Annotated in this window: 30 protein-coding genes; 1 reads left to right on the top strand and 29 read right to left on the bottom strand. The window is 30.6% G+C overall.

Translation table 11 applies throughout. The annotated features are described in order from the left end of the window. Positions 1-293 precede the first annotated feature (293 nt). The 20 genes from GOQ27_RS02340 to GOQ27_RS02430 form a co-directional block, all read right to left on the bottom strand. A complete protein-coding gene (locus GOQ27_RS02340; protein ID WP_203365212.1) occupies positions 294-1,058 on the bottom strand; it encodes a dienelactone hydrolase family protein in 765 nt (254 codons plus the stop codon). Between the two features lie 101 nt (positions 1,059-1,159). Further along, positions 1,160-1,714: a GNAT family N-acetyltransferase gene (locus GOQ27_RS02345; RefSeq protein WP_203365213.1), complete on the bottom strand. Its 555-nt coding sequence runs from the start codon at positions 1,712-1,714 to the stop codon at positions 1,160-1,162. Between the two features lie 263 nt (positions 1,715-1,977). Then, the gene (locus GOQ27_RS02350) at positions 1,978-2,808 is read right to left on the bottom strand and encodes a multinuclear nonheme iron-dependent oxidase (protein WP_203365214.1); all 831 of its coding nucleotides are present in this window, start codon (positions 2,806-2,808) and stop codon (positions 1,978-1,980) included. 137 nt (positions 2,809-2,945) lie between these two features. Further along, positions 2,946-3,767 carry a HEAT repeat domain-containing protein gene (locus tag GOQ27_RS02355; RefSeq protein ID WP_203365215.1) on the bottom strand — a complete coding sequence of 274 codons (822 nt, stop codon included), beginning with the start codon at positions 3,765-3,767 and terminating at the stop codon, positions 2,946-2,948. 200 nt (positions 3,768-3,967) lie between these two features. Further along, a complete protein-coding gene (locus tag GOQ27_RS02360; RefSeq protein ID WP_203365216.1) occupies positions 3,968-4,750 on the bottom strand; it encodes an APH(3') family aminoglycoside O-phosphotransferase in 783 nt (260 codons plus the stop codon). A 61-nt stretch (positions 4,751-4,811) separates the two neighbouring features. Next, positions 4,812-4,940 (bottom strand): hypothetical protein, encoded by a 129-nt coding sequence (locus tag GOQ27_RS17255; protein ID WP_286673006.1) that lies wholly within the window; start codon positions 4,938-4,940, stop codon positions 4,812-4,814. 57 nt (positions 4,941-4,997) lie between these two features. After that, entirely contained in the window at positions 4,998-5,819 is an 822-nt protein-coding gene (locus GOQ27_RS02365) for an EFR1 family ferrodoxin (protein ID WP_203365217.1), read from the bottom strand. After that, positions 5,820-6,377: an HXXEE domain-containing protein gene (locus GOQ27_RS02370; protein ID WP_203365218.1), complete on the bottom strand. Its 558-nt coding sequence runs from the start codon at positions 6,375-6,377 to the stop codon at positions 5,820-5,822. A 271-nt stretch (positions 6,378-6,648) separates the two neighbouring features. Continuing rightward, a complete protein-coding gene (locus GOQ27_RS02375) occupies positions 6,649-7,953 on the bottom strand; it encodes an effector binding domain-containing protein (RefSeq protein ID WP_203365219.1) in 1,305 nt (434 codons plus the stop codon). Positions 7,954-8,205: 252 nt separating this feature from the next. After that, positions 8,206-9,405, bottom strand: a complete 1,200-nt coding sequence (locus tag GOQ27_RS02380; protein WP_203365220.1) for a TrmH family RNA methyltransferase — start codon at positions 9,403-9,405, stop codon at positions 8,206-8,208. A 209-nt stretch (positions 9,406-9,614) separates the two neighbouring features. After that, positions 9,615-10,352, bottom strand: coding sequence for a peptidase E (locus tag GOQ27_RS02385; protein ID WP_203365221.1), 738 nt, complete (start codon positions 10,350-10,352; stop codon positions 9,615-9,617). 451 nt (positions 10,353-10,803) lie between these two features. Then, positions 10,804-11,157 (bottom strand): hypothetical protein, encoded by a 354-nt coding sequence (locus tag GOQ27_RS02390; protein WP_203365222.1) that lies wholly within the window; start codon positions 11,155-11,157, stop codon positions 10,804-10,806. Between the two features lie 173 nt (positions 11,158-11,330). Further along, entirely contained in the window at positions 11,331-11,801 is a 471-nt protein-coding gene (locus GOQ27_RS02395) for a pyridoxamine 5'-phosphate oxidase family protein (RefSeq protein ID WP_203365223.1), read from the bottom strand. Between the two features lie 287 nt (positions 11,802-12,088). After that, the gene (locus tag GOQ27_RS02400) at positions 12,089-12,859 is read right to left on the bottom strand and encodes a nucleotidyltransferase domain-containing protein (RefSeq protein ID WP_203365224.1); all 771 of its coding nucleotides are present in this window, start codon (positions 12,857-12,859) and stop codon (positions 12,089-12,091) included. 501 nt (positions 12,860-13,360) lie between these two features. Further along, positions 13,361-13,915 carry a GNAT family N-acetyltransferase gene (locus GOQ27_RS02405; protein ID WP_203365225.1) on the bottom strand — a complete coding sequence of 185 codons (555 nt, stop codon included), beginning with the start codon at positions 13,913-13,915 and terminating at the stop codon, positions 13,361-13,363. A gap of 128 nt (positions 13,916-14,043) precedes the next feature. Further along, on the bottom strand, positions 14,044-14,532 hold the full coding sequence (locus GOQ27_RS02410) for an NUDIX hydrolase (protein WP_203365226.1): 489 nt from the start codon (positions 14,530-14,532) through the stop codon (positions 14,044-14,046). A gap of 612 nt (positions 14,533-15,144) precedes the next feature. Continuing rightward, positions 15,145-15,600, bottom strand: coding sequence for a hypothetical protein (locus GOQ27_RS02415; protein ID WP_203365227.1), 456 nt, complete (start codon positions 15,598-15,600; stop codon positions 15,145-15,147). Between the two features lie 18 nt (positions 15,601-15,618). Next, a complete protein-coding gene (locus GOQ27_RS02420; RefSeq protein ID WP_350445869.1) occupies positions 15,619-16,509 on the bottom strand; it encodes an SPL family radical SAM protein in 891 nt (296 codons plus the stop codon). A 304-nt stretch (positions 16,510-16,813) separates the two neighbouring features. Then, on the bottom strand, positions 16,814-17,338 hold the full coding sequence (locus GOQ27_RS02425; protein WP_203365228.1) for a GyrI-like domain-containing protein: 525 nt from the start codon (positions 17,336-17,338) through the stop codon (positions 16,814-16,816). Positions 17,339-17,364: 26 nt separating this feature from the next. Then, complete coding sequence (locus GOQ27_RS02430; protein WP_203365229.1) at positions 17,365-17,910, bottom strand: hypothetical protein; 546 nt, start codon at positions 17,908-17,910, stop codon at positions 17,365-17,367. 399 nt (positions 17,911-18,309) lie between these two features. Between GOQ27_RS02430 and GOQ27_RS02435 the strand changes: the two genes are divergently transcribed. Then, positions 18,310-19,023, top strand: coding sequence for a MerR family transcriptional regulator (locus GOQ27_RS02435; RefSeq protein ID WP_203365230.1), 714 nt, complete (start codon positions 18,310-18,312; stop codon positions 19,021-19,023). A 71-nt stretch (positions 19,024-19,094) separates the two neighbouring features. Here the strand turns inward: GOQ27_RS02435 and GOQ27_RS02440 are convergent, their stop codons facing one another. From GOQ27_RS02440 to sufD, 9 genes are all read right to left on the bottom strand, one after another. Further along, a complete protein-coding gene (locus GOQ27_RS02440; RefSeq protein WP_203365231.1) occupies positions 19,095-19,694 on the bottom strand; it encodes a YdcF family protein in 600 nt (199 codons plus the stop codon). Between the two features lie 128 nt (positions 19,695-19,822). Beyond that, the gene (locus GOQ27_RS02445) at positions 19,823-20,365 is read right to left on the bottom strand and encodes a non-canonical purine NTP pyrophosphatase (RefSeq protein ID WP_203365232.1); all 543 of its coding nucleotides are present in this window, start codon (positions 20,363-20,365) and stop codon (positions 19,823-19,825) included. After that, entirely contained in the window at positions 20,349-20,633 is a 285-nt protein-coding gene (locus GOQ27_RS02450; RefSeq protein ID WP_203365233.1) for a hypothetical protein, read from the bottom strand. The genes GOQ27_RS02445 and GOQ27_RS02450 overlap by 17 nt, the downstream gene beginning before the upstream one ends. Positions 20,634-20,886: 253 nt before the next feature. After that, the gene (locus GOQ27_RS02455) at positions 20,887-21,387 is read right to left on the bottom strand and encodes an ATP-binding protein (RefSeq protein WP_203365234.1); all 501 of its coding nucleotides are present in this window, start codon (positions 21,385-21,387) and stop codon (positions 20,887-20,889) included. A 279-nt stretch (positions 21,388-21,666) separates the two neighbouring features. Beyond that, entirely contained in the window at positions 21,667-22,119 is a 453-nt protein-coding gene (locus GOQ27_RS02460) for an IolE/MocC family protein (protein ID WP_203365235.1), read from the bottom strand. A gap of 33 nt (positions 22,120-22,152) precedes the next feature. After that, positions 22,153-23,013 (bottom strand): AraC family transcriptional regulator, encoded by an 861-nt coding sequence (locus GOQ27_RS02465; RefSeq protein WP_203365236.1) that lies wholly within the window; start codon positions 23,011-23,013, stop codon positions 22,153-22,155. Positions 23,014-23,312: 299 nt separating this feature from the next. Further along, complete coding sequence (sufU, locus tag GOQ27_RS02470) at positions 23,313-23,747, bottom strand: Fe-S cluster assembly sulfur transfer protein SufU (RefSeq protein ID WP_203365237.1); 435 nt, start codon at positions 23,745-23,747, stop codon at positions 23,313-23,315. Continuing rightward, positions 23,737-24,975 (bottom strand): cysteine desulfurase, encoded by a 1,239-nt coding sequence (locus GOQ27_RS02475; RefSeq protein WP_203365238.1) that lies wholly within the window; start codon positions 24,973-24,975, stop codon positions 23,737-23,739. The genes sufU and GOQ27_RS02475 overlap by 11 nt, the downstream gene beginning before the upstream one ends. Further along, positions 24,962-26,104, bottom strand: a complete 1,143-nt coding sequence (gene sufD, locus GOQ27_RS02480) for a Fe-S cluster assembly protein SufD (protein ID WP_203365239.1) — start codon at positions 26,102-26,104, stop codon at positions 24,962-24,964. The genes GOQ27_RS02475 and sufD overlap by 14 nt, the downstream gene beginning before the upstream one ends. Between the last annotated feature and the right edge of the window lie 11 nt (positions 26,105-26,115).

Here is a 26,115-nt window from a genome sequence, read left to right on the forward strand (position 1 = left end):
CAAAATGGAATAATTCTATTCTTCTAACCAACAATTTCACCCCTCTTAAAATAAAACTCTTTAGGACTTTACCTCTTATACTATTCTCAGTTGCCATTTCATCTAACATTTGGCACCTGGTATGCCATCTAACTTGACCCTAAAGGACTAACTTCGCCTCTAGTAAGAAGGTGTAGTGATGAACCTGCTGGAAAAAACATTCTTCCATCACCTTTATAGGAATGTGTTGTTATACGATTTAAATTGTGCTTTAGAATAATTACTTAGTTTTATCAAGTGAACTCTCCTTCACACTAAAGGTTTGCTTTTAACCATGTAATTAAATTTTCTAACATACTTGTCGTAACCCTATGGTTAATGTTACTAAACTCTATTAGTTGTAATTTCTCTTGATTATTTATATAAAGAGGTTTCATTCGATCAACAAACTTTTTCTGTATTTCAATAGGTATAGTTGTATCTTCTACTCCATGGAAGATTGAAATAGCTCTTCCTTTTATTTTTTCTTCATTTGTTATTGGATCATATAACTCAATTTCATCTATATAAGGTTCACTAGATGGTAAGATATTATTTTTTATGCATTCTTTCCAAGCAAAGGCGCCATTAAATCCAGCTAGACATTTTAAGTGGTCATGCTTAACAAAAACTCCTCCAGCTGTTATTGCCCCCATCGAATCTCCCAATACACATATACGGGTTAGATCAGCGTCATGTTTTTCTATTAATTTTTTAATAAGTACGTGGGATTCTTGAATACTCTTAAGAATTATTTCCCATACATATTTCTCTAAAAAGTCAGTATTGTTGTATTCAGTTGACCCTCTTTCACCATGGTATAATGCATCAGGTACAATAACTTGATAACCAAAGCTGGCAATTGACATTGCTTGAAATCTTATAAAATCTTTATTTGAATGGGATCCATGATAATAAATAACAGTTGGTAGTACTCCAGTATAATCTTTTGGATTAAATCTTAGGTATGGAATATCTCCTACTTTTTCTTTTGTAATCATCACGAATGTATTCTCATGTTTAAATATTGACCATTCCATCTGTAGCATCTCCCTTTATCTTTATTCTTGAAAGTATAGTTTAACCTGCTCCCATAGCCTTTTTTAATAATCATCAAACTACTAAGTAACAATTTGAGTTATCAAATTCTATTGTTTTCTTTCCACTCGTTTGCTAAAACTCCATAGACAATATGATTAACAGAATGATCATATAACCATTCTGCATCTCTAATCATCCCTTCTTCTATAAAACCTAACCTCTCTGGGATAGCTCTACTTTTTTGGTTATATTCTGCACATCTAATTTCTACTCTATTTAAGTTTAAATCTATAAGTGCATAGTCAATAAAAGCTCTACATGCTTTTGTCATAATGCCTTTCCCAACATACTTTTCACCAAGCCAATAACCTATACTTGTAGATTTATTCGACCAATCAACCTTATGGTATCCTATAACTCCAGCAATTTCCCCTTTATACCATATACCTGCTTGGAATCCTTCATTTGATGCAAATTGCTTCATAGTAATTTCTATAAACTTCTTTGTATCCTCATAGCTGGTTGAACTATCTACCCATGGAAGCCAATCTCTCAAATATTCTCTACAAGAATCAATCAATTCGAATAATTCTTCTGAATTTCTATTTTCCAACAATCTAAGTTCTATATCACTATCTATCACATATTTAAACATCTTTTTCACCCCTTAAATTTTCATTAACTCTTAAAAAGGCCGCGTAGTCTATACCCTGATATTGTACTTTCTTCTAACATGACCGTGTTTGCGACGCCTTCGAACCGGACCCCAAAGGAATACTTTCTTGGTGGAGCTTCACTCCCAGTGAGAAGGTGTGGGCCTTCTCTTGCCATAGTAGCTCCTTGTGTAAACATATTGTTAGGTGTAGTAGTCGATTGACCCAATACTACCACCATTATAAACACTTTAATTTTAAAAAATCATTTATTTATTATCTGTCTTAATCTATGTATTTGCTCTTCAACCTCTTTCTTTGCATGTGGATTGATTTTATCTATGCTTACTATAGGACAACCACTACCAATTCTGTCATAGCTCCTTCCATATTCTAAGGTTACTATCTTCACTGAAAAGTTAGAGATTATATTTTCTATGTGTTCATATAACTCATCCTGTATTTTCATATGTGACTGAATGTTACCATCTTTTTCTTCCCAACCGTTGATGTGTACCTCATAGACTCTATTAAGAGGAAGTTTTGAAACATATTCTTCAAATGATTCACCTGTTTTTACTGAACTCCAATAAGCGTGACTAACATCATATAAAAAGTCAGTGTCTGTTTTATTGATTATCTTTGATATCACCATTGGGTCAAGCTCATATTGATTAGATTTGCCCATAGCGTTTTCAAATGCAATAAACTCCATTTCCGAAAAATATTTTTTGATAAAATTAATGTTTTCAATTGAGTTTCTTATGACTTCATTTTTTGAAGCACTTAAATCAGCTCCATTTAAGTGAAATGATATGCCTGGTGTCTCAGAAACTCTACACAATTCTTTGAAAGTCTCAATATTAAAATTATCTTTAAATCTTTTATTGCAAATATTAAAATCATTTGGGTAAAATCCATGCAATAATAGGGGTTTTATATCTTTAATATATTTTAATCGGTCAATAAAAGCACTTAGAGATTGGAAACTATTATCGTTTCCAAGACTAGGATACTTAAAATAATCAAATTCTACTATCCCTTCATTTAGCAACTCTTCTGCTTCTCTTAAATAATTACAAGCCAGCTTAATCATTCTGCTCCTCCGTTCCCTAAAAAAAGTAAAAACCCTTAATTAGCACTCTGTTATCGACTATTTCATCTAACGTGTTGAAGCTTAGCGACGTCAGACTTTCCCTAAATATCTTCTGTCCAATGTCTGCTAAGCCTCTGTTAGGCGAAGTTGCCAGTCAGTACAACTAATACTTCGTGCACCTGTTTATCAAACTTTTTAGCCAATCTCGACTTGCCTAGATTAGATTTTATTATCTTCTTTATATCATGATCATTTTTCTGAGCCCACTTCTTCATAAGTTCAAAACCTTCATTAGGTGCTTTAGCAACAAATACACTTATAGCATACTCAAGCCCTTTTTTTAAAACACGAAATCCCTCAGTCTTACGAACTTCTCTATTTAGGTTAGTTAGGTCTGCCAAAATTCCTTCTGTAATTTTAAGACAGAATAGTACATTATCCTTATTATTCAAAACAGGAGGATGTGCTAGAGCCGCTATAATTGCCCTTCTTTCTAAAAGAGAACCATCATCAATCCACTTATTAAAAATTGATTCTGCTGCCCTAAAATCTTCCTCTTCAATCCATTGAAGTCCTATAGCTACGGCTTCTCTAACTCGCCATCTTGAATCATTTGCTGCAGCCTGCAATAGTTCACTGACTTTTTCTTTCTTTTTAGAGTCGACACAACTAAATATACCTCCTAAGGCTTGTACAGCACAAAAAGGGATAAATTCTTTTAGACTATCCCGCGAAGTATCTTCTGCTGTTATTTTTGCCCATCCATTTAAAGTTTTCCATAAAATATCATCAATGTACTGTGTGTCTCTTAAACAGTCAGCAAATGCATATGCTAGTTCCAAGTTAGCCCTCGGTCCTGGTAAGTTAGAATTGAGAATTAAGAAGTCTTCTAGTTCTCCAAAATCACTCTTAATTATTAACGGTTTCAATTGTATTGCATATTCATTACGTTTGCTCATTTTTACCTCCCACTACCTTGAAATTTTTATCTAGGCAATTTTGCCTAACGTTCTTGATATATTAAGACGGCCCAGATGCTCTTTGTGACTGTCCTTAAATATCATGTTATCAGAAGGACAAGTAGCCACAATACAAGTTAATTAAATAGATCTTTGCTATTGATTAAAAAACTAAAACTTACTGATATAACACACTAGCATTAGTAAAATTCATCCATAATAATATAAAATTCTATTTTATTCCAATCCGGATTAGTAATACCATATATATTAAAGAATAAGTCGAGCCATTGTTCTCCAATATCCCCTTGGATGTTTCGAACTGCCAAAGCTATATCTTTGTATTTATCTCCAATCCCTGCTCTTCCCACATCGATTATTCCGTTTAGCATGTTATTATTAATAATTATGTTATCGAAACAATAATCTCCATGAATGAATACATTGTCATTTTTTTCAGGTTTTAATGAAAGTAATTTATCATACAGCTCCAATGGAGTTAGATTTTTATATTTATCTTCCATATTATCTAAATTAATTCCAAGTTCTAAATACTCTCTAGCTTTTAAGAGCATAAATTCATCCTCTTCTTTGTTTGGACATCCACTAATTTTAATACCATGTATTAGTTTTAAGCTTTCAGCATAGATTTTTACTATCTCTTCACTGCTTTTAGATTGATGATATAATTTCTCTAAAGTATTACCTTTGATAGCTGTCATTAGTAAAAAGTGCTTATTTGATGTCTTTTTAAAAGTAATAACCTGAGGCACTTGAAATTTACCTTCTAGCCATTTTAATACCTCATATTCAACTTCAAGTTCATCTATAAACCTATTATTAACATCTACTACCTTAAGAAAATACATCTTATTTTCTTTTTCAAATCTATATATATTAGTCCCTGATAAACCACTCGGTCCATTTTTTATTGAAAAACCTTGTAATGCTTGTTTGATGTCCTCTGGTAATTCAAGATGCAATCTTCTCTACCTCCCATTGATGTTTATTAAATATTAGCTAATAAATTATCTTAACCACTATCTATCCGAATAGAATTGATAATTCTTTATCTGTCTTTCTGATAACGTCCCGCAGCTTCGCGACGTCCCCATAAAAACTCCAACTTCTAATTAAAGTTCCCATCCTAACATAAGTCATCCCCGCTTTCATTTATCCTCTCAAGTTGGGATGTCGCTAACCTGCTGTTATACGAAGGTCGAACTCTACTTAAAAATAAATCTTTGGTTCTTTTCTTACCTTTCCTTTTTTTCTTAAAATAAATTTTACTAACCATGATTTCTTAAAATTAATTTTTCGAGCTTCTTTAGGACACTTTTTTACACAAGCAAAACAACGCAAACATATATTATCGTCTATTTCAAGCTCCTTTTTATCAATTGCTCCTACTGGACATACGTTAATACATATACCACATCTATTACATTTTTTGTTATCAATTTTCGGTTTCTCAGCAAACATTTTAGCACTATTCCTCGGCAAAATTTTAGCTATTAATGGTAATTTACCTTGAATATTTAATTCAGCAAAGTTTTCAATATTATTGGATGTTTTTAACTTCTCAATTATTTTCTTTCCTAAATACTTTGCCTTTTTTAAATCATCTTTATCTGGTCTGTTTTTTGCTATTTTTAATTCATTATTTGAAAAAGAATGTTCTCCAATAAATGACCCTGCTCCAATGACATTAAATCCATTCTCTTCAACTAATTCTTTTAATTGTTTAAGTGCTATTCCCTCACCAATATTTCCATAAAGAGCTATTAAAATTATTGGCTGTCCTTGTCCACTAAGATTAGCTAATGATTTCTCAATTACTTCTGGAATTCTCTCTTCATAAACTGGAACCCCAATAATTAAAAGTTCATTATTTAAATTTATATCTAATTTGAAATTTTGGCGAACTTCTGGTTTAGTTAAATCTATTGTTTTAGTATTTTCAATTTTTAAACCTGTTGATATTGCTTCAATTATGTATTGAGTTGTGTTAGTTGGAGAAAAATATATTTTGGTTAATTTATCTATTTTCATTTAATCACCCTTAATTAATTTGATAAAATTCTTATATAAGACTTCTGAAATTTTATGAAGTAAAAGTATAATTGGAATTATTAGAACTACCCCAACTAAACTACTGATTAAAATTGTTTTAAAAGTAATTAAATCACTTGCTAATAATCTAAAAAATAAATATGGACAATAAGGAAAAATTAATAAAATTGTTGTTATTATAAAAGGAGCATACCTTTTCAATATCACTACTGTTATAATGTGCATGATACCATGAATTAATAAAAATGAATTTAAAACTATCAGAAAAATAAATTTCCCATATTCTACAGCCATAAATGTAGCAATTATAAACAATATAAACTCAAGAAAAACAGCTAAAGCAAACTGAGAAGTCGATATATTTGCAAACTTATCAATTCTTCTTTCTAAAAAATTCGGAGCTTTTTTTCGGATGTAATCAAAGTTGTTTTCTAACCAAGGAACTATTAAAATAATTTCTTCAAAATCATGTAACATAAACACTATTGGTAATAACCATATTAAAGTATTAATACTAATCTCTTTAAAAATAAACATAATCAGTTTCCCTTCATTATAAAATAAACCCTAGTTCGACTTTCGTATAACGTCTCATGTTCACGACGTTCCTCAACCTTAGAAGGAGGCGCTCATGCCCTGTCAAGAGCTAATGTGCCGACTGTCCCGACGGGCTTAGGTTGAGGAATGTGTGGAGGGCTTTTACCCTAAAATAATACCTTGCCCGTAACGGACGTGAACACATTGTTATATATAGTTTTCCCCATGCCCCTAGAGGAATACCTTACTTTTATTTTCTCCTTATACAACTCTATTTTATTGGACAATAAATAGTTATTTCAGGGTTGCTATTTGATTTAAGTTCATTATCTTTAATATGCCATTCTTCACGCCATTTAAGCTTTGGATTTACTTTCATATCACTTGTGTTAATATAATTTATTAGTTTATCCCATGCTTTTGGCAAAGTATTAAAATTGCATTTAGTACGTATGTATTTACCTCCTTCTAAAGTCTGTAAAACTAACCCTTTTTCAAGTTCAATTGGCTTAACCTTACAAGATACCATTGCAATATAATATCTACGTATATTTTTTCTTCTAATATTATAATTATTAAAAGCATAATACCTAGATTCTGTTATTGAAACATTATTTCTTGACCAATTTAAAATGTTTCTCCATGCCTCATACGGAACATTCTCTTCATCGCCATATACCTGTGACAAAATAACCGTCATAGGAGGTGAAGTTACAATCTCATAATCTGATTTTTCTACAATGGGCATCATTAGTCGAACATCATAATCAAAGGATAAATCTACCCCTTCAATGTGCTCTTCTAAGTGTTGATGTGTACCAATATCATACCTACTAAGCTTTACCCAATGTTTAAAACGTTTCCACGCAGATTCTATCTCCTTTACATTAACCGTAGTTACTGCATATAGTCCACCTTCTAAATACTTAGTCTTAATCATATCATCTTCTATTTGTAAGTTATCATCTATTGTTATACATGCTGAGTAACCATGCTTATTTGAGTAATTATTAAAAATATCATAACCAAATAGTCTATATTGCCGATTAGTCAACAAATTAGCTCTTTTTGCCCATTCTAAGAGGTATTTAAATGAATGATATTCGGGGTTTTCATTATAAGATTCAAAATAGGCAATTCTCATAGATTCTATTTTTCTCAACACTTTAATTTCAGGGTATTCTTTAATAATATTTTCATTAGCTAAATCATAATATTCATCCATAATATCAATCCTTTCAAAAACATATTTATGATGGATATGCCTATATTGCGAAGGCAAATAACCAACAATATTATAAAACGTACGAGAGAAAGTATCACTACCTGTATAATCATACTTTATAGCAAGTTCCATTACTGTAGCTTTTGTTAATTTAAGGTCTTTGCCTGCCATATCTATACGACGATATCTAATATACTCTTTAACTTTGTAGCCCGTTAGAGCAAAAAATAATCTATAGAAATTAGATAAAGACATATAGGCAGTAGTTGCTACATCATTTAAGTCTATATGATTAAATAGGTTGTTTTCAATATATTGAATTGCTCTATCGATACGTTCATAATAATCCATAATTTACCTCCGGAGTGATTTATGGTACCTTTATTATACTAAAAATAAATATATATATAGCGACTTTTTTTCCAATAGTATACGTTACAAATATATATGGCCCACAGAGCATATCCCAAATGCATGGGGAAAATTGTATATAACGTTTCCGTATTGCCGAAGTCCATCAGACTTAGATAGCTCCTATCTTAGTCTGATGGATTTGGGTGCAGCGTAGCGGAACCGGCAATATATTGTTATGCGATGTGAGATTTACGCTTTATACTTCATAATTTTTATACAATTTTGTTGTATTTTATCTAAATAAGATTTCAATTCTTTTTTCTCTTTTTCAGTAAATCCTTCTAATATCAGATTTTCTGTTTTTTCATGAACGGGCCACAACTTTGCTAATAATTCTTCTCCATCTTTAGTGATTTCTATCTCTTCATATTCTTTTTTTATTAAATTGTTTTCATATAAAGGTTTAATAAATGCTTTTAAATCATCTCCATAATATCCAAACTGTTTTTTGATCTGTTCTTCATTCATTTGTGATTCTCTTTTAAGTACCATTAAAAAAATAATATGATCTCCTGTATAATCACATATATCATTTAATTTAATGTTAAATGCTTTTCTTATAAGCTGTGATGTTACATTTACTTCTCTTCCTAAACTAGATATAATTTTTTCTGCTAACATTGTTAAGGCCTCCTTAAGTCTCAATTCATAAATACTAATTCCTGTAGCTACTCCTACATTAAGTGACTCTACTCCCGTATACATTGGTATCTGTACAATATGATCAGCTTCTTCTAAAACTTCGTCAGAGACACCTGTTGTTTCATTACCAACAACTAATGCAACAGGTTTTTTATCTAATTTTATCGTTGACTGTAATGATTTACCATGAGGACTAGTAGCAACTATTTGATATCCATTTTCTTTAAGATAAGAAATAGCTTTCTCAGGACTTGTATATCTATGAAAATTAACTTTAAAATTAGTGCCTCTTGATGCGTCAGTAGTCTTAGGCATATATGGGTCAAAATCTTCATTTGTAGCTATATAATCATTAATTCCATATGCTCGACCAGACCTAATAATAGTACCTATATTTCCATGATCCTTAACATCATCTAGTAATAACACGAAAGTATCTGATACATCTTCATAAGTAATACCTTCAGCTACTCCAACAGATGAAATCAAATAATTAGTACCGGTAATCTTCTTTAAAATACCATCAGAAGTCTGATAGATAGGTGATGAAAAGCCTTTGTAGTTTTCTGGACTTTCACTACTACTTATAATAATACTAATAATCTTCAACCCAGCTTCTTTAGCCCATTTTATCTGTTCTAAACCCCTTAATTGTATTTTGTTTTTATCGATTCTATTCTTACTTCTAGCTAATTCTCTTGCTTCTTGCACTATAGGATTTTTTAGTTTATTAATTATTTCTACCAAAGTTATTTACCTCCATTGATTAATTTAACTTTCATTAAATCTCATTTCGCATAACGTGACCGTGTTTGCGACGCCTTCGAACTGGACCTTAAAGGAATACTCCTTGGAGGAGCTTTGCTCCCAGTGAGAAGGTATGGCGCTCATCACCCTAAGATTTTATCTCCCTAGAGCGCCCTCTGCGCAAAAACAATGTTAGGTGATCGTATGATCTACTTACGAAGCAATTCTCTAACTGACCTATATTCTGTTGTATTAGTCAACTCTTCTCTAGTAATTTCTCCATTATACTGATACACTTTGTAAGCTTTCGATTTTACATCTGTTTTATGTACTATATAACTATCATCTTTAAATTCAATTGCACAATTATTTTCAATAGCTATACCTATATCACCATATTCCGATATCTTTACATCAAAATCTACCTTTCTTGTATCTTCATTGTAGTGTGGACAGTGCATAGCATTTATTAAATTTATTCCTTCTACTCTAATATACTTCCATTTTCCAGCTGTTTCAAAGCTTTCAGAATTACTATGACCACTTTTAAACCAACAGATTGAACCTGCACTTAATCCACATAGTGTTTTACCTTTCTCATATGCCTCTCTCAAAAACTTATCTACATCATAGCTTTTCCATACTTCCATCATTTTTCTGGTATCTCCACCACCTACATAGACAATATCCGAATTCATAATTTTTTCTCTAGCTTTCTGAGAACTTGTTTTTCCTTCCAATAATAAAAGGACATCTGTTTTGCATCTAAGTTTTTCACCATATATATAGTTGAATGTATCTATATATCCCTGTGGTTCACCACTAGCTGTAGGTATAAACAAAACAATTGGATTTTCTTTTCTACTAGACTCAACTATTTTTTCATCTATTCCAAATGTCTCTAAATCTCTTATTTCTCCTCCGCCAATAGCAAAAATGTTTCTCATTTTATGACCTCCTATGTTTATTCTATAAACCCATATGTCACCTAACAATATCTTCACGACCCTATAGTTCGTATTTCATTACTACATATAGGTATTCCCGAACTCTGTTTCGGTAATATTTACTTATCTTTGATATTAAGTTACTCTTTAATATTTTTATTCTATATATTTCACCATAATCCTTTTTTACAAAAAACTGATATCTAGTTAAAGAGACCAGTTTGATATATTATTTTGTTGAGTTTTTTATTATGAAAACATTATTTATTTGAATACCTTAATGGATAAATTTTTGCCTAACATCCCTATTATTAAAGCAATTCTGTATGTTTTTTGTAAAATGCTTACAAACTCGAATTTCATATTGAACTTTATTCCAAAAAACTTTATCTTAGTAAGAATCAATCCCATGGGAGTTGTATAATTAATTTGTATTTTCTCTTTCTTAGTCCTATTCAAAAATTTCAATATGGTTCAATGGAGCCCATGCTTTAATATTGGGTTCGTCCTCCTTATAGCACCAAATCCAACCATTTAATTCTTTCTCCATTACAAGAATTTCATCCACTTCAAGATCAAATTCAATTGCACAATAATCTTCTAATATAATTCCTATATCTCCTTGTCTTTCAATTATTTGATAGGGTATCCATCCTTGATTATTCTTAGTTTTACACATAATCCATCCTGCCCAATCTCCATCTTCATTAGATTCCTCTATACATTGAATTTCTTGATTTTTATAGACTGTAATAGGGTTTAAAAATTCATTTTTTCTACTATTAATAACTTTGTATCTATTCATAATTTAAAGCCTCCTCCTATTAATTAATCCCCTTTGTGATATACCTAGGATATTTAAGTTAAGTGTAGTAGTAATAGTTACTTATAAATTAAATCAATTAGCTACTTATAAAGATTGTGATTTTACTGTCTTCGGTTTATGATATAAAGTTTGCATAAAATTAAAACTAAAGTTTACTCTGAAACAACAATATCGAATTCAAATGGAAATTCATCCGCTTTCTGTGCTTTAAAATCTACTTGATAGCCTGTACCATCTTTATAGAAAAAACCTTGCATCAATTCTACTTTTACATAGCACATGTTTTCATCATTTTCATTGTTATGTTTAAAGTACCACGGTTCAAAGGCAATTATTAATTTTTCTCTGATTTCACTATTTTGAGATTTCAATGGATGTCCTATATTATAAGCAAGTCCGCTAAAGCTGTATAGATTATTACATAGAGATACATTTTCGTTAATTTCCAATTCTTTAACTTTTTTTGAATTTGCATATGTTACAATATAAAAACAACCTTTATCATAATATGTATCTATAAATCGAACAGAAGGTATATTATTATTTGTAGTTGCTAAGGCAAATTGATAATCCTTTGAAAATAATTGGTTCATAACTTTTAAACTTTTTTCGAAAACTTCCATTTTAATCTCCTCCATATAAAATAATTGTTCCAAGTTATTTATGAATAGTATTAAATTCACTGTTGTAATCTTAAAGACTTAAGAATACAAAAATCGAGATGAAAGCTTCAAAGCTCTACCCCGAAATTGCCATTGTATTTAACGTCCCGCAGGTTCGCTACGTTCCTGAATCAGACCTCTGAGATAGACCACCTGGTGGAGTTTCGCTCCCGGTGAAGGGATGTGGTGTACAATTCCCTAAGATTGCACACTAGCGCACCTTTAGGCAAATATTCTGTTATCTGAAGTTACTCCCAAGCCCCTTTCAAGGTCTCTCTGAATAATTCATTTAAAACTGATATGCTTGAACTACTTTTATTATCTAAACCTTTCACATACTTTCTATAATAATCCATTTGCTCTTCTAAGAAATCATTAATTACATCAATCCTTGGTTCTGAGTCTAATTCTTCTCCAGACTTTTTTCTTTCAAGTAAATTTTGTACTTCTGAATATAGCTTAGGATCATTAACTTGACTTTCAAGCAATTTATCAAATTCTACAGGTGGTAATGTCCCTCGTGACTCTAGCCATCTACATGCAAGTATAGGTCTTAAAACATAGAAATATTTTTTAATTTTAACTTCGCTACCTTGTAGATATTCTCTATAATTTCCAGTTGCCATATGTAGATAATGATAAATACTCGCTTTTGGAAAAAAGTATTCCTTTCTTAATTTCTTGAGTCTTTCTAAAAAGCTATATTGCTCCATATACATTATTGGAGACCTCAACCATTCCATCAAAGGCGGATTTGATTTTTTAAATAGATATAGTGCCTTTTTAATATCCCATCCACTTATATCTAGTAAGTCGTTAATAGGATATTCTAATACATCCCTTTTATTTTCAATAGATAGATACCATTCTACTGGTCGTATATATACAAATCTAACATCATAATCACTATCTTTTGAAGGAAAACCCCATGCTCTACTACCAGATTCAACTGCAAATAAAATTTTCACATTTTCCTCTTTTTCTATTTCCTTTAATTTTTCTAAAATCACTTCACGCATCTATTATTCTTCCTCTCATACTTATAATCTTGGATAACAGTATATTCCCGAACTCTACTTCGGTAATCTCTACTTATGTCTGATAATAATTTATACTTTAATGTTTTTTATTCTATATATTTCACTAAAATCCTTTTTTACAAGAAAACCTGATATCTAATCAAAAATATCAGGTTGATCTATTGTTTTATTGAGTTTTTATTCTGAATTTTTGTAAAGAATCTGTTCAATACTTCTGAAGTTGAACCTATGTATATTATGGTAATCATTAAAGCAGTATTTTTATCTACTAATACTCTACTTAAAAGAAAGTATATAGATAAAACAGCTATAAGATTATTAATGAAATATAGATAATAATATTATTGCTATGATCCTAATCATTATAATTCTAGTGATTCTTTTATTTGTTGATTTCATATATAATATTAACTCAAATGATGTAATTGATATATTAAAAGGTAACAACTACTTTTTTGTGAGATTCCATCTTACTGGTTTTTAAACCTTATCAATTGTTTTTGCCATTATATAAGAATCGAGATATTTATCATTGCCAATAAAATGATCTTTGTTCAGGGTACCTTCTATTTCAAACCCAAACCTTCTATATAATCTTAAGGCACTATCGTTTTCTGATACTACCTTTAACTCTATTCTTTTTATATTTTTCTCTTCTGCCCATTTCAACATAGTGGTAAGTAAAATACTACCTACTCCTTTTCTCCAATACTCTTTTAATACTCCAATACCAAAATTACATATATGTTTGGTTCTGAACATATCATTTACTCTTGCCCCTAATGTGCCTACTATTTTCCCTTCAACTTCTGCCACAATAAATAATTCTTTTTCACTTGTAAGTTTTCTTTTTATAAAATTAATTTCATCTTCCAGGGATAAATTAAACTCACCTTCTATTCTCATCATAAAATCTGTTTCAGTATCTAACTGTGGAACTACAGAGAGTAACTCACCAGCATCACTTATTTCTGCACTTCTTACAATAATTTTAGTATCCCTTTTCATGTATGTTTTAGGTTTAATTTTAGCCATTTCAGCCTCCTATATTTATTGTAATGTTGCATATAAAATTACTAGCATTATCTGTCGCCCTGAAACCCTTTCTTTAGCTTGGAGAAAATACTATGTTTAATCAAGTATAATTCCTAGTATTTTCAACTTTATATTTTAATTTTTAACTTCAGGTCATAACTCGGTTTTGTAATATACTCTATATATTGTATATTCCCATCAAATTTTAAATAAGCTTTAAACCTTTCAATTAAATTAGGATTAGTGATATAATCTAATACCCTTTCTTTAGAAACCCAGCGTGAATCTGAGGTCTCGTCAGAAACACTTAATTCTCCACCTATAAACGAGCATGTAAACCCCAACATTACCTTAGTAGGAACAATCCCATACCCATTATAGCCCTCATATGTACCAGTATTGGAAGAGATACAGACTAATTTATTAACAGTAACATCAATTCCACTTTCTTCTTTGATTTCACGAATCAAAGCATCCGTAAGATTTTCACCTATTTCAACCTGACCTCCAGGTATAGTCCATATTTCCTTATCTCGATGTTTTACTAATAGAATTTCATTTTTTTCATTTTCAACAATACCATCTACAGCTACTATATGTGTTGGAAATTGCTTCATAATATCCCTCCTACACTTTACCTAATTAACATTTCTTAGCATTATATAATAACTACAGTAATCTAACTAATAATTGACTCAGTATACTCAATACCTTATATAAAAACTCATAGTTTTACTCGGATATTGCCATGGAACACTTAACAATATCTTCACAATCTTATAGTTCGTATTTTATTACTATATATAGGTATTTCTAATTTTTATTTCGATAATATCTACTTATGTTTGATATAAAGTCATTCTTTATTTTCTTTTATCTCCATGACTCACTAAAATACTTTCTTACAAAAACCCGATATATTGTTAAAGATATGAAATTGCTTTATTGTTTTATAGAGTCTCTCTTTTGAGTTTTTCTAAAAAAATTATTTAAGAAAAGATCCTTCTTCGAAACTCACCTATCCAATTTAGCAGATATTCTATTTCTTGATATGCTCAAGCCCCTTCTTCCTCATCTAAACATAATGCTATTTTACGACGTTTCACAAATTTGTAATGGAATGTTTGTAAATAGCATATTATAAGAAGTAATGATACCTTTTACTCTATCATCCTTCCCAATATAAGGAGAATATCACACATAAATCCTTAAAGATTCTGTTCATAATCTCATTTGAGTTTAATATTGTTATAATTATATGGAATACTTGTGCCAACAACCACATCTTCTATTTTTTCGATTATTAGCCAATCGTCCATATTGCTTTGATGATCAAATTCTAAGGGAGAAATTACCTCTACATTATCAAACTCAACAAGGCACAAGCACTTTTTATTCCATCTTGCAATTTGCTTTTCTGATAAATTGAGTTTGTCCTGATTATCCTGAATGGTTTGAAGTGATTCCTCTGGTGAGAGCTTAGTATGATTTTGTACAGATATAATAGAAGCCTTTGCTGAAATCAGCCCTGTTCCTTTTTTCATAAAATACAGCGTTTCGCCCTCAAAAACTCTACTGTGTGGAATTTTTCTTCCTGCAGCACCTCTGATTATCATTGTTTTTGATCCATCAAAAATTTTCTCTAAAACTTTTTCTTTATCAGCACAATAAACTACATGTACCATAACATTTCCTCCTTTTTATTAAAAAAGTGTCAGTTGTTTATTTTCTAATTGATTTAATTTCTCTTTCATGGGCTTTGAATAACTGCTCGAAAGGTTGTATTTTCTTTTTAATTCATTCACCATCAAATATAGCTCGTCTTTATATTCCTTACCGACTCCACCTGTCTTGTATAGGGTTTGTAACGCCTCATATAAATGTGGAAACTCTTGGTTAATAAAATCAAAAAATACTCCTCGTGTTTTTCCTCTTAAATAAAGTGTTCCAGGAAGAACATAATCTACCCCACAATCCTTTGCATTAGCATATAGTTTATCAACATTATCTCTACTATCTGTGATATAAGGGATAATAGGCATAAAATGCAACCCTGTAGAAACATTAGTTTTTGAAAATTCTTTTAACATTACAAATCTTTTAATAGATTTCACACCATTTGGTTCTATCTTTCTTCGGATATTTTCATCCATACTGGTAATGGTTGCAGCCACATTAACATAAGTAATGTTCGCAAGCTGTGAGATTAAGTCATAATCTCTTAAAATCAAGTCCGATTTTGTAGAAATAATGCAAGGTGTTTTATATTTAATCATCAGCCGTAAAATATCAGGCATCAACTTATATTGTGCTTCTATTGGTTGATAGCTGTCGGTAACACCTCCTATATTGACGACTTCTCTTTTCCAAGAGCGACTGCTGAGTTGTTGTTCCAACTTCTCAACAATATTTGTTTTCACATATATGTCCTCAAAATACAGTTCAGAATTTAAATAATAGTGTGAATACATAGCATAACAGTATTTGCAACCATGCTCGCACCCACGATATATATTCAAGTCCCACGCAAATGGAATTTTTCTTTTTAACTTGTTGCAGGCTATAGAGCAAGTCATTTCTTTGTAATTAACCACTAGTTCACCTCCTAAATTGTAGATTATATAAATAACCTTTACTTCACAAAATTCTACTATGATGTAACGTTTGGCTATTTATCAAGTAAAACTCCAAAAAACACCTCAGATATCATAATTTCTTATTACAACATATTCTCGATTCTATAGTTCGTATTATATTCCTTAACGTCCCGCAGGTTTACGGAGTTCAAGGGCCTTACATAGCTCTTATGTTAGATCCTTGAACTTGGGCGCAACAATAGTGGGGCCATAAACCTTGCTGTTATATGAAGTTTCTGGACTCATGGAACATTTAAACGTTCTATTTTTCTTTAATTGAAACATATAAATCAATTCCTGGTTTTTTAGATATACTCCTATGATCATGATACTCGAAATCATCTATTTCAGTACCACTTTTATATTGAGAACGTGGAAGCCATTCTTTATAGATATAACTTTTCATTTTACCTAAAGTATAACCCCATAAAAATGAATATTTTGGTTTTATAGTAAAAACAGCATACTTTCCTTGTGGCACATTATGTACATCTATATTTTCGGGAAAACTATCAGGAATTTCTTTAACTACATCTCCCATAATATATTCCATATATCCAGTTTTAGGATTATAATTTCTTGTTAAAGCTATAAAAATTCTTGGTTCTTTTGCATTTGGAATACTATATATTTTTTTAATATTTTTAAATTCATTACCAAGTTTATTTACATCTTTCCCAATTCGCTTATCATCAGTTTCAGTTTTTAAACCAAGAAAATATATTGTCTTATCCAATTCTTTAATTTTGGGTTCTATTTTTTCTATCTTAAACAAATCAAATATCACTTTTTCATCGCCCCTTATATTTAAAACTATTTTATAATTTTGAGATATTTCTTTTTAAATTTTTCAGATTCCTCTATTTCAATTAATTTCAATATATCTTCTTTTAATTTTTTATCTATATTATTTTTATAAATATTATTAAAAGTTTCAATAATATCCTCACGAATAAGATTATAATGTTTTGCTTCTTTACAATTTAGATACTGTTTTTTTAAATGTTTTACGATTTGGTTTTTATAACTTTCATCTATGATAGCAATTTTCCATATATTTTGAATACATTGTCTTGAAGTAATAAATTTTTTGTCAGATGTATGTGTGAGTATTTCAGCAATTAAATCAGTAATCTTATTGTTCTTATCACTCTTAGCTAAATTACATAAAAGAAGAATACTTATAGACCTTTGGTAAGAATTATTACTTTTTAACTTCTCAACTAATTCATGATAGATATCATCAAACCAATCTACAGGACTATCTGTAATTTTAAGTAATTGATTTAAAGCATTTAACCTTATATTATTATCCTTTTTATTAATTTCTTTAAACATTTTTACAATATTTTCATTCATATTGATCTCCTCATAATTATTAAAAATGATATGCTATCTTATCCAGAAATTTCATATAACATAGATATTCCCGAACTCTGTTTCGGTAATATCTACTTAGGACTAATATTAATTTGTTCTTTAATATTTTTATTCTATATATTTCAGTAAAATCCTTTTTTTACAAAAAATTCGATATCTAGGATTGATATCAGGCTAATCTTTTATTCTATGGAACTTTTATTATAAATTTTAAGGAAAAATCTACCCTATATTTAAAACTGCTTTTAAGCTAGATAGCGTGAAGTATGTATTATTCATATTAATCTATTCTAAGATTAATATTTGACAGTTACGTTACGTAATCATTTATGATAAAGTTAAGAAATGCTTCATAAAAAAATGAAATGAGGAATACCCATGAAAATAAATGAATTAGCTCAAAAATATAAAATTTCTATACGGACAATTAGATATTACGAAGAAATTGGATTAGTATCTCCAGATAGAGACAACTCCAATATCAGAGTATTCAATGAGTTTCAGGTAGAAAGACTTGAGTTTATACTTTTCTTCAAGAAACTTGGTATAAAACTAGCTGAAATAAAAAACATACTAAAAACTATGGATAGCGATACTATTAGGTCCTTATTTCAAAAGAGAATATCTGATATAAGTAGTGATATTAACAGATTACATAATGAAAAACAAATATTAATAACTGTTCTAGATTTACTCAGCTTAAAGGATGATAGCAAACTAAATGTTAAAGAGTTTGTCAGAGAACAAATATATTTTCAAAAAAATAATGAAAGGATGTTTAACATAGAAAATTATAAGGACCATATTATTATTGAAATAGGGGAAAATTTAATACCTTTGGCAAATAAACAAGTTAATGGAATATTGATTGATTCAATCAAAGCAATGCGTATAGAACTAGAAAATCAATATAACACAAAAGTAGATTTAATAAGAGTGACAGACAATCTAGATTTACTTACTCCAAATGAATACAGAATAATAAAAGAAGGAGTACAAATAATCCGAAATTCCATTTCAGGAAATAATAGCATTAAGGATAATGATCAAATAGTAAAAGATTTAAAAGATGTTATTTTAAAGCAATTATAGTATTAATTAAATTCACACGCAATTGTAGCTAGTTCAACCTTTATTGAACTAGCTACAATTGCTGAGTTATATTAATTAATAATTCTATATATTTTATATCCTATATAATAATAAACTTCTCTTAATAAAAACTTTCCTTTGCTTTTCCAAGTTTTATATCTTGAGGTAGGCGTAGGAGATGAATAAGCTTCTAATCCATAATCTTCTGCCATCAACATTGCTCTTTTCATATGCAAAGGGTCACTAACTATTATAGAACTATCTAATCCATTATCTTGTACAATTTGTTTAGCATAGGATATATTCTGTTCAGTAATTTTGGATTTTGTTTCAATTAATATATCTTTACTTGGTATCATATTCTTCTCAGCATATTTTTTTGCTACTATTGATTCTGCAGTTTCTTGTTCTTTGCCTTGTCCTCCTGTGAAAATAATCTTGCTAACATATCCATTTTTGTATAACCATATTCCATGATCTATTCTCGCTTTGAAAACAGGGGAAGGTTCTTCACCCCAAACAGCTGCTCCTAGTACGATTACTACATCTGCCTTAGTCAAATTATCATATTCACTATAGGAATATATACTTATAGCTGTAACGATAAAATAACTTAACATAATCAAACATATTACAATTATGAATCTTTTATTTATTCTCTTTTTCTTCATTTGAACTCCTATCCATATTTATTTAATATCTACTCATATTTAATATTAAATTATCCCTTCATCCTTCTTTTCTATAATATCCAAAAAATTCCTTTTAATTATAGAAAAGATGAATTCCAAATTGGAATTCACACTAGATTTTTCTTCATAAATTCATATATATGATTTGATAAATTGTGTTGAGCATGCTTCTTTTCTTCAGCTGTTTGTTGAGCTAAATATTTATTTGTTTTCTTATCAATTTGAATAGAATTTAATGGTTCACTACAGGATATCTCTTTACACTTTTTCGATGTGAAATAAGTTTCTCTTTCAAATATTGTAGATTGTATTTCTTTTTCATTTAATACTAGTGTTAGACTTATCTTCCAACATCCTTTACTCTCTCCACCACATTTTTCAAGCTCTTTAATATAGTAATCTAACATCTCTTCATCGGAAACTTCTTCTCTATCATCATAAATCCTTCTAACATATACTCCAGGTTGTTTATCTTCACTGAATTTATCAATATATAACCCAGCGTCAATAGAAAAGGTGGGTATTTTAGCTTCTTCATAATACTGTTTTGCTTTTTTTATGGAGATTTCCAAAGGATTCTTACCATCTTCTTTAACCTTTGATTCAATTCCTAATTCTTTTAGACTAACTACATCAACAGGTATTTCCACTAGACAGGTGTATGATATCTGAATTAAATAACCACCCTTCATTTTCCTTTTGATATTCTTCTTCGATATCAAAGTAGTTGATAGAATTAATGCCTATGCTTTCATAAAAATCCTTAGCTTTTTTAAAAAACTTTCGGCACGGATCAGATTGAGATGCTATATATCCAACCTTGGGATTTGTATTTTCTAGCATACCTAATAAAGCTTCGTTCATACCTTTCATACACTCTAGGTAGAATGAATTATGTGATGTCTTATAACGTCTCATGTTTGGGACGCCTTTGATCTGAGCCCCTAAAGGAATACTTCTTGGTGGAGCTTGCTCCCAGTGAAAAGGCGCTCGCTGTCCCTAACTCCTTCTCTCCGAGCGCACTTTCACAAACATTTTGTTATAGGACGTGATGATGAATTTTACCCGCCATAACCCTTTATATAATATAAATAATATGAGATAATTGGAATTAAAATCATGTTACTCCAACTCTGTGAATTGAAATTTATTATTAGAAACTTCTTGTCTCTTATAATATTGCCTCTTTAATTATAGTTTTTGCAGCTTCTGAAACTGATAAACTAGTTATATCTAATTTAGGATAAATGACATCATCAAATGATTTTCGAGATTCATTTAAAGCCCTTTGAATACGGTCATTGCTTCTGTTATCTACATTCATCCTACTGATATTTTCTTCTTCGCTACACCAAAGTAAAAAGGGTATAAGGTTATGTTCTATTTTGGAAACCTCTGATAAGACCCTTTGAAACACCTCTCTCCTTCGTCCATGAAAACCATATGAGAAAACGACAGTATTAACAATAGGACACTTTAAATAATTGATAAGCAAGTCGCTAATATTCTTTGCAATTGTAGGTATGGTGTCATCATTTAAAACAAATGGATTCATGATCCTACATGGGTCGGAATCAACATAGGCTGAATTTGGTAGTTGATTAATAATTTCTTTGCAAATGGTAGTTTTTCCTATTCCATTTGGACCACATAAAAATAAAATATTTTTCATCAAGACACCTCTTTATTACTTATTATCCACAAATTTGCTACAAACAGCTTCTTGAATATATTCTTTTTTCTTCTCATGTATTTTTCCAAAAAAAGACTCCCAAAGAACTGCCTCGATATCATCATGACCTATAACGTCTGGTGTTGCCGATGTTCATCAGCTCTCACAAAGCTTGACCCCAAATGCTGATGAATGTTGGCAACACTCTGTTAGGCGATGTTGCGTACGGAAACTATATGTATCTATCCTTAAATTACATAAGATAAAAAATAGGTTAAACTAAAACCTAGATTTTACATAATTATATGGAATACTTGTCCCAACTACTACGTCCTCTATTTTTTCGATGATTAACCAATCATCCATATTTCTTTGATGGTCAAATACTAATGGAGTTATTTCCTCAACATTACCAAATTCAACTAAACACATACATTTCTTATGCCATCGTATCTTATGTTTTTCTGATAAATTAAGTTTGTCTTGATTTTCTTCCAATACTCTATTAATATCTTCTTCCGGTAGTTTTACATAGTTTTGTACACTTCTAACTGTAGCAGTTGCAGATATTTGTCCAGTACCTTTTTTCATAAAATATAACGTCTCACCTTCAAATACTCTGCTGTGTGGTATTTTTCTACCAGCTGCTGCTCTGATAACCATAGTTTTAGTTCCTTCAATAATTTTTTCTAATTCCTTCTCTTTATTATCACAATATACTACGTGAACCATTTCAATTCCTCCATTATTTTGAATTTCATTTTCTTAGGCTTTCTTCACAATAGGAAGCCACACTTCACACCTATAGTCTTGTGATTGTTGATTTCCATCTGAATATACTTCTATATCAGGTGCCTTTGCATACTCATATCCTGATGTTGGAAGCCATTCAGTCACAATACGTCTCTGCAAATTCTGCAGTGCTTCTGGTAAGGGTCCTACCGATTCAAAAATAGCCCAGGTACATTCGGGAACTTCATACTCATACATTCCATCAGGAGTTTCTTTGTCTGTAGCTACAGCAATATAATAATCAAAATCTTTACCACTCATACAAGAACTGACACCTAAAACACCAAACGGATCTTTACACATCAAAGAACATATTTGTGTAAGCATACCACTTTCAACTGTCTTTTTCCAAAAGCCAGGAACTACCTCAAAATTTTCCTCAATGCTTATCTTGAATTGTTCTTTCACGCCAACTACTCTAAAAGCTTGTTTCTTTTCAATTCTATAATTCACTTCCACATCTCCTTTTATAGATATTTTAACGGTGATAGGTGGAAATGCCTTTAACTTCTGACCACTAAACTTTGCTTCTGACGGTGAAATACCATGAACATTTTTAAATGCTCTAGTAAAAGCAGTTGGTGAATTATACCCATATTTCATAGCAATATCAATAATTTTAATATCTTTAGTCTGTAATTCAAAAGCCGCTCGTGTCATTTTTCTTCGCCTAATATACTCCGATAAAGGTATGTTTGCAATATACGAAAACATTCTTTGAAAATGAAATGTTGAACAGCATGCTATTTCAGCCATTTTTTCAAGTTCTATCTCTTTGTCTAAATGTTCTTCCATATAATTAATTGCTTTGTTTAATTGCTCTATCCACTCCACCTAATCGCCTCCTTACTATAAAAGTATACCTATTTAGAACATCAAAATCCTATCATATCCTGCACAAAAAAGAGAGAATAGTCTCAGAACATAAAACTAGTACGCAATGTCGCCTAATAATATCTTCCCGAACCTATAATTCGTATTTTATTACTATATATAGGTATTACCGAACTTTGTTTCGGTAACATCTACTTGTACCTAATCTCAAATCACCTTAATCACCAATATTCTCCACCATTCTGACAAATTCCTCCTTTTTACAAAAAATAAAAGGCAAATCCCTTTCGGAATTCACCTTATCTCACATCTTCTTTTATTGACTCCTGTAATGCATGCCAGGCTAGTACTGCGCATTTTACTCTTGCTGGCATGTTTGATATGTTTTGTAGGATAAATGCATCTTCTAATATTTCTAATTCTTTTTCATCTGTTACTTCTTTTTTTATCATTCCTATAAAGGTATCTACTAGATTATAGGCTTCTCTTTTAGATTTACCTTTGATTAAATCTATCATCATTGAGGTAGATGCTTGGGATATTGCACATCCATGGCCGGTGAAGGCTGCATCTTTGATGATATCTCCGTCGAATTCTAATTCTAGGGTTAAATCGTCTCCACAGCTGGGATTGTGTCCTCTTTCCTTATGATCGGGGTCATCTAGATGTCTCTTATTATGACCACTTTGATTATGCTCCATTATTAGTTCTGTATATATTGAGTTAAGATCCATAGCCTAACCACTTCCTTACATTTTTTAAACTCTCAATAAATTGGTCTACTTCTTCTATAGTGTTATATAGATAGAAACTTGCTCTACAGGTAGCGTTTATCCCTAAATGTTTCATCAAAGGTTGTGCACAATGATGTCCTGCTCTCACTGCTACACCATAGCTATCTAAAATTGTCGCCACATCATGGGGATGAACATCATCTATATTGAAGGATATGACACTACTTCTATTTTTAATATTCTCCGGACCATATATAGTCACATAGGGTATTTCCTTCATTCTCTCTAGGGCATATTGAGTAAGCTTCATTTCATGCTTCTTTATATTTTCCAGGCCTATATCTTCTAAATATTCTATAGCTGACTTTAAACCTACAGCTGCTTCTACATTTTGAGTTCCTGCCTCAAATTTATATGGCAATTCTCCATAGGTAGAGGATTGTTCTTCTACATACTCAATCATATCTCCTCCAGATAAAAATGGAGACATACTCTCTAATATTTCTTTTCTACCATATAGTATTCCTATTCCCATAGGTCCTAACATTTTGTGTCCAGAGAATACATAAAAATCAGGGTCTAGTTCTTGGATATCTACCTTCATATGGGGTACAGCTTGAGCTCCATCTATTAATACAATAGCACCTTTTTCATGTCCGTACTCTATGATTTCTTTTACTGGATTTATTGTACCTAGAGCATTAGATATATGCCCTGTAGCTATCAGCTTAGTTTTGTCGGTTACTTTTTCTTTATAGTCATTCATATCTACTAAGCCTTCTTCATTTAGATATACAAACTTAAGTATAGCTTTGTTTCTCTGGACTAACATCTGCCAAGGTAAAATATTACTATGATGCTCTGTAATCAATACTACTATCTCATCTCCCTCACCTATATTATCTAATCCATAGGAGAAGGCTACTAAATTGATAGCTTCTGTGGTGTTTTTAGTAAATATAATACTAGAGGTAGAGGGACTGTTTATAAAGTCCCTTACTTTTTCTCTAGCTTTATCATATTCTTCAGTAGCCTTTATACTTAATGTATAGGCCCCTCTATGAATATTAGCATTACTACTTCTATTGTATTTTTCCATTGCTCTAATTACACTTAAAGGCTTTTGAGTGGTAGCAGCACTATCTAGATAAGCTAAGGGGTTATTGTTTACCTCTTGATTTAGTATAGGGAAATCTTCTCTGATTTTCTCTACATTAAGCTTCTCCATCTATAAGCCTCCCGTGAATGTTTTCTTGAACTTTTTCTCTTAAGTCTTCATAGGGTATTTCATCTATTATAGGTCTAAATGAGGCTTCTACTATCATTTTCTTAGCTTCCTTTTCACTCATTCCACGACTCATAAGATAGAATAATTTTAGAGAATTTATTTGTCCTGCACTGGCTGCATGCTCTCCTTCTACATCATCTTCACCACATATTAAAGCTGGTATTGCATCAGATTTCACTGTTTTATCTAGTAGAAGTACATATTCTTCTTCTTCGCCTTTCGATCTGGTGGAGCCTTTTTTAAAATCTAAATTACCTCTAAATACTTTTTTTGATTTATCCTTTAATGCTCCCTTTGTTTCAATATTACTTAGACTTCTTCTTCCATAGTGATTCATTGTATATTGAAGATCTATACCCATTTCCTTATCACCGAAGTATATACTCTTAAGATCCGCTTCACTATTATCTTCTTTTAAGTTTGTGATAAAGCTTGATGAAGTTATTTTACTTCCTAGTTCAATAGATATCCAGTTTACTTTTGCATCTCTTCCTACAAAGGCTATATTGGAATCAAAATCATTTGATTCACTTTCCATTCTTTGAAGTTTCACAATTGTTACATTTGAATTATCTTTTGCATATACTTTTGTAACTCCACTATGAAAGGCTTTTATATCTGAAGTATAATCCATCACTATTGTTAATTCACTATTTTCTTCAGCTATGATTAGGTTATGGTCCAACACTATTGGATTCTTTTCATCCATATGAAAGTCTAGTCTTATTGGATCCTTTACTATTTTATTTCTATCTGCCTTTACTATTACGCCAGTATTATAAAAAGTCTCTGTCAATGTGACAAACTTTTTATCTACACCGAATTCTTCATCCACTCTTAAGTATTTAGTGAATTCGTTTATATCTTCCCTTATTTCCTTGATATCTCTAATATCTAATTTTTCTTCTATAGGTATTTGTAAATTGTTATATTCTTTATATTCTGGTATCTGAAAATCTTTTAGTCTTATTCTTTTCCATTCAGGTAATTGAAGTTTATTATATTCTTTTAATCTATCTAATCTGTAGTTTTTAAAACTTGAATTATTAATTAAATTTTCATTATACATCTTCTCACCCC

Source organism: Anaeromonas frigoriresistens (assembly GCF_016820655.1).
In the GTDB taxonomy this organism is placed as follows: Bacteria; Bacillota; Clostridia; order Tissierellales; family SIT17; genus Anaeromonas; species Anaeromonas frigoriresistens.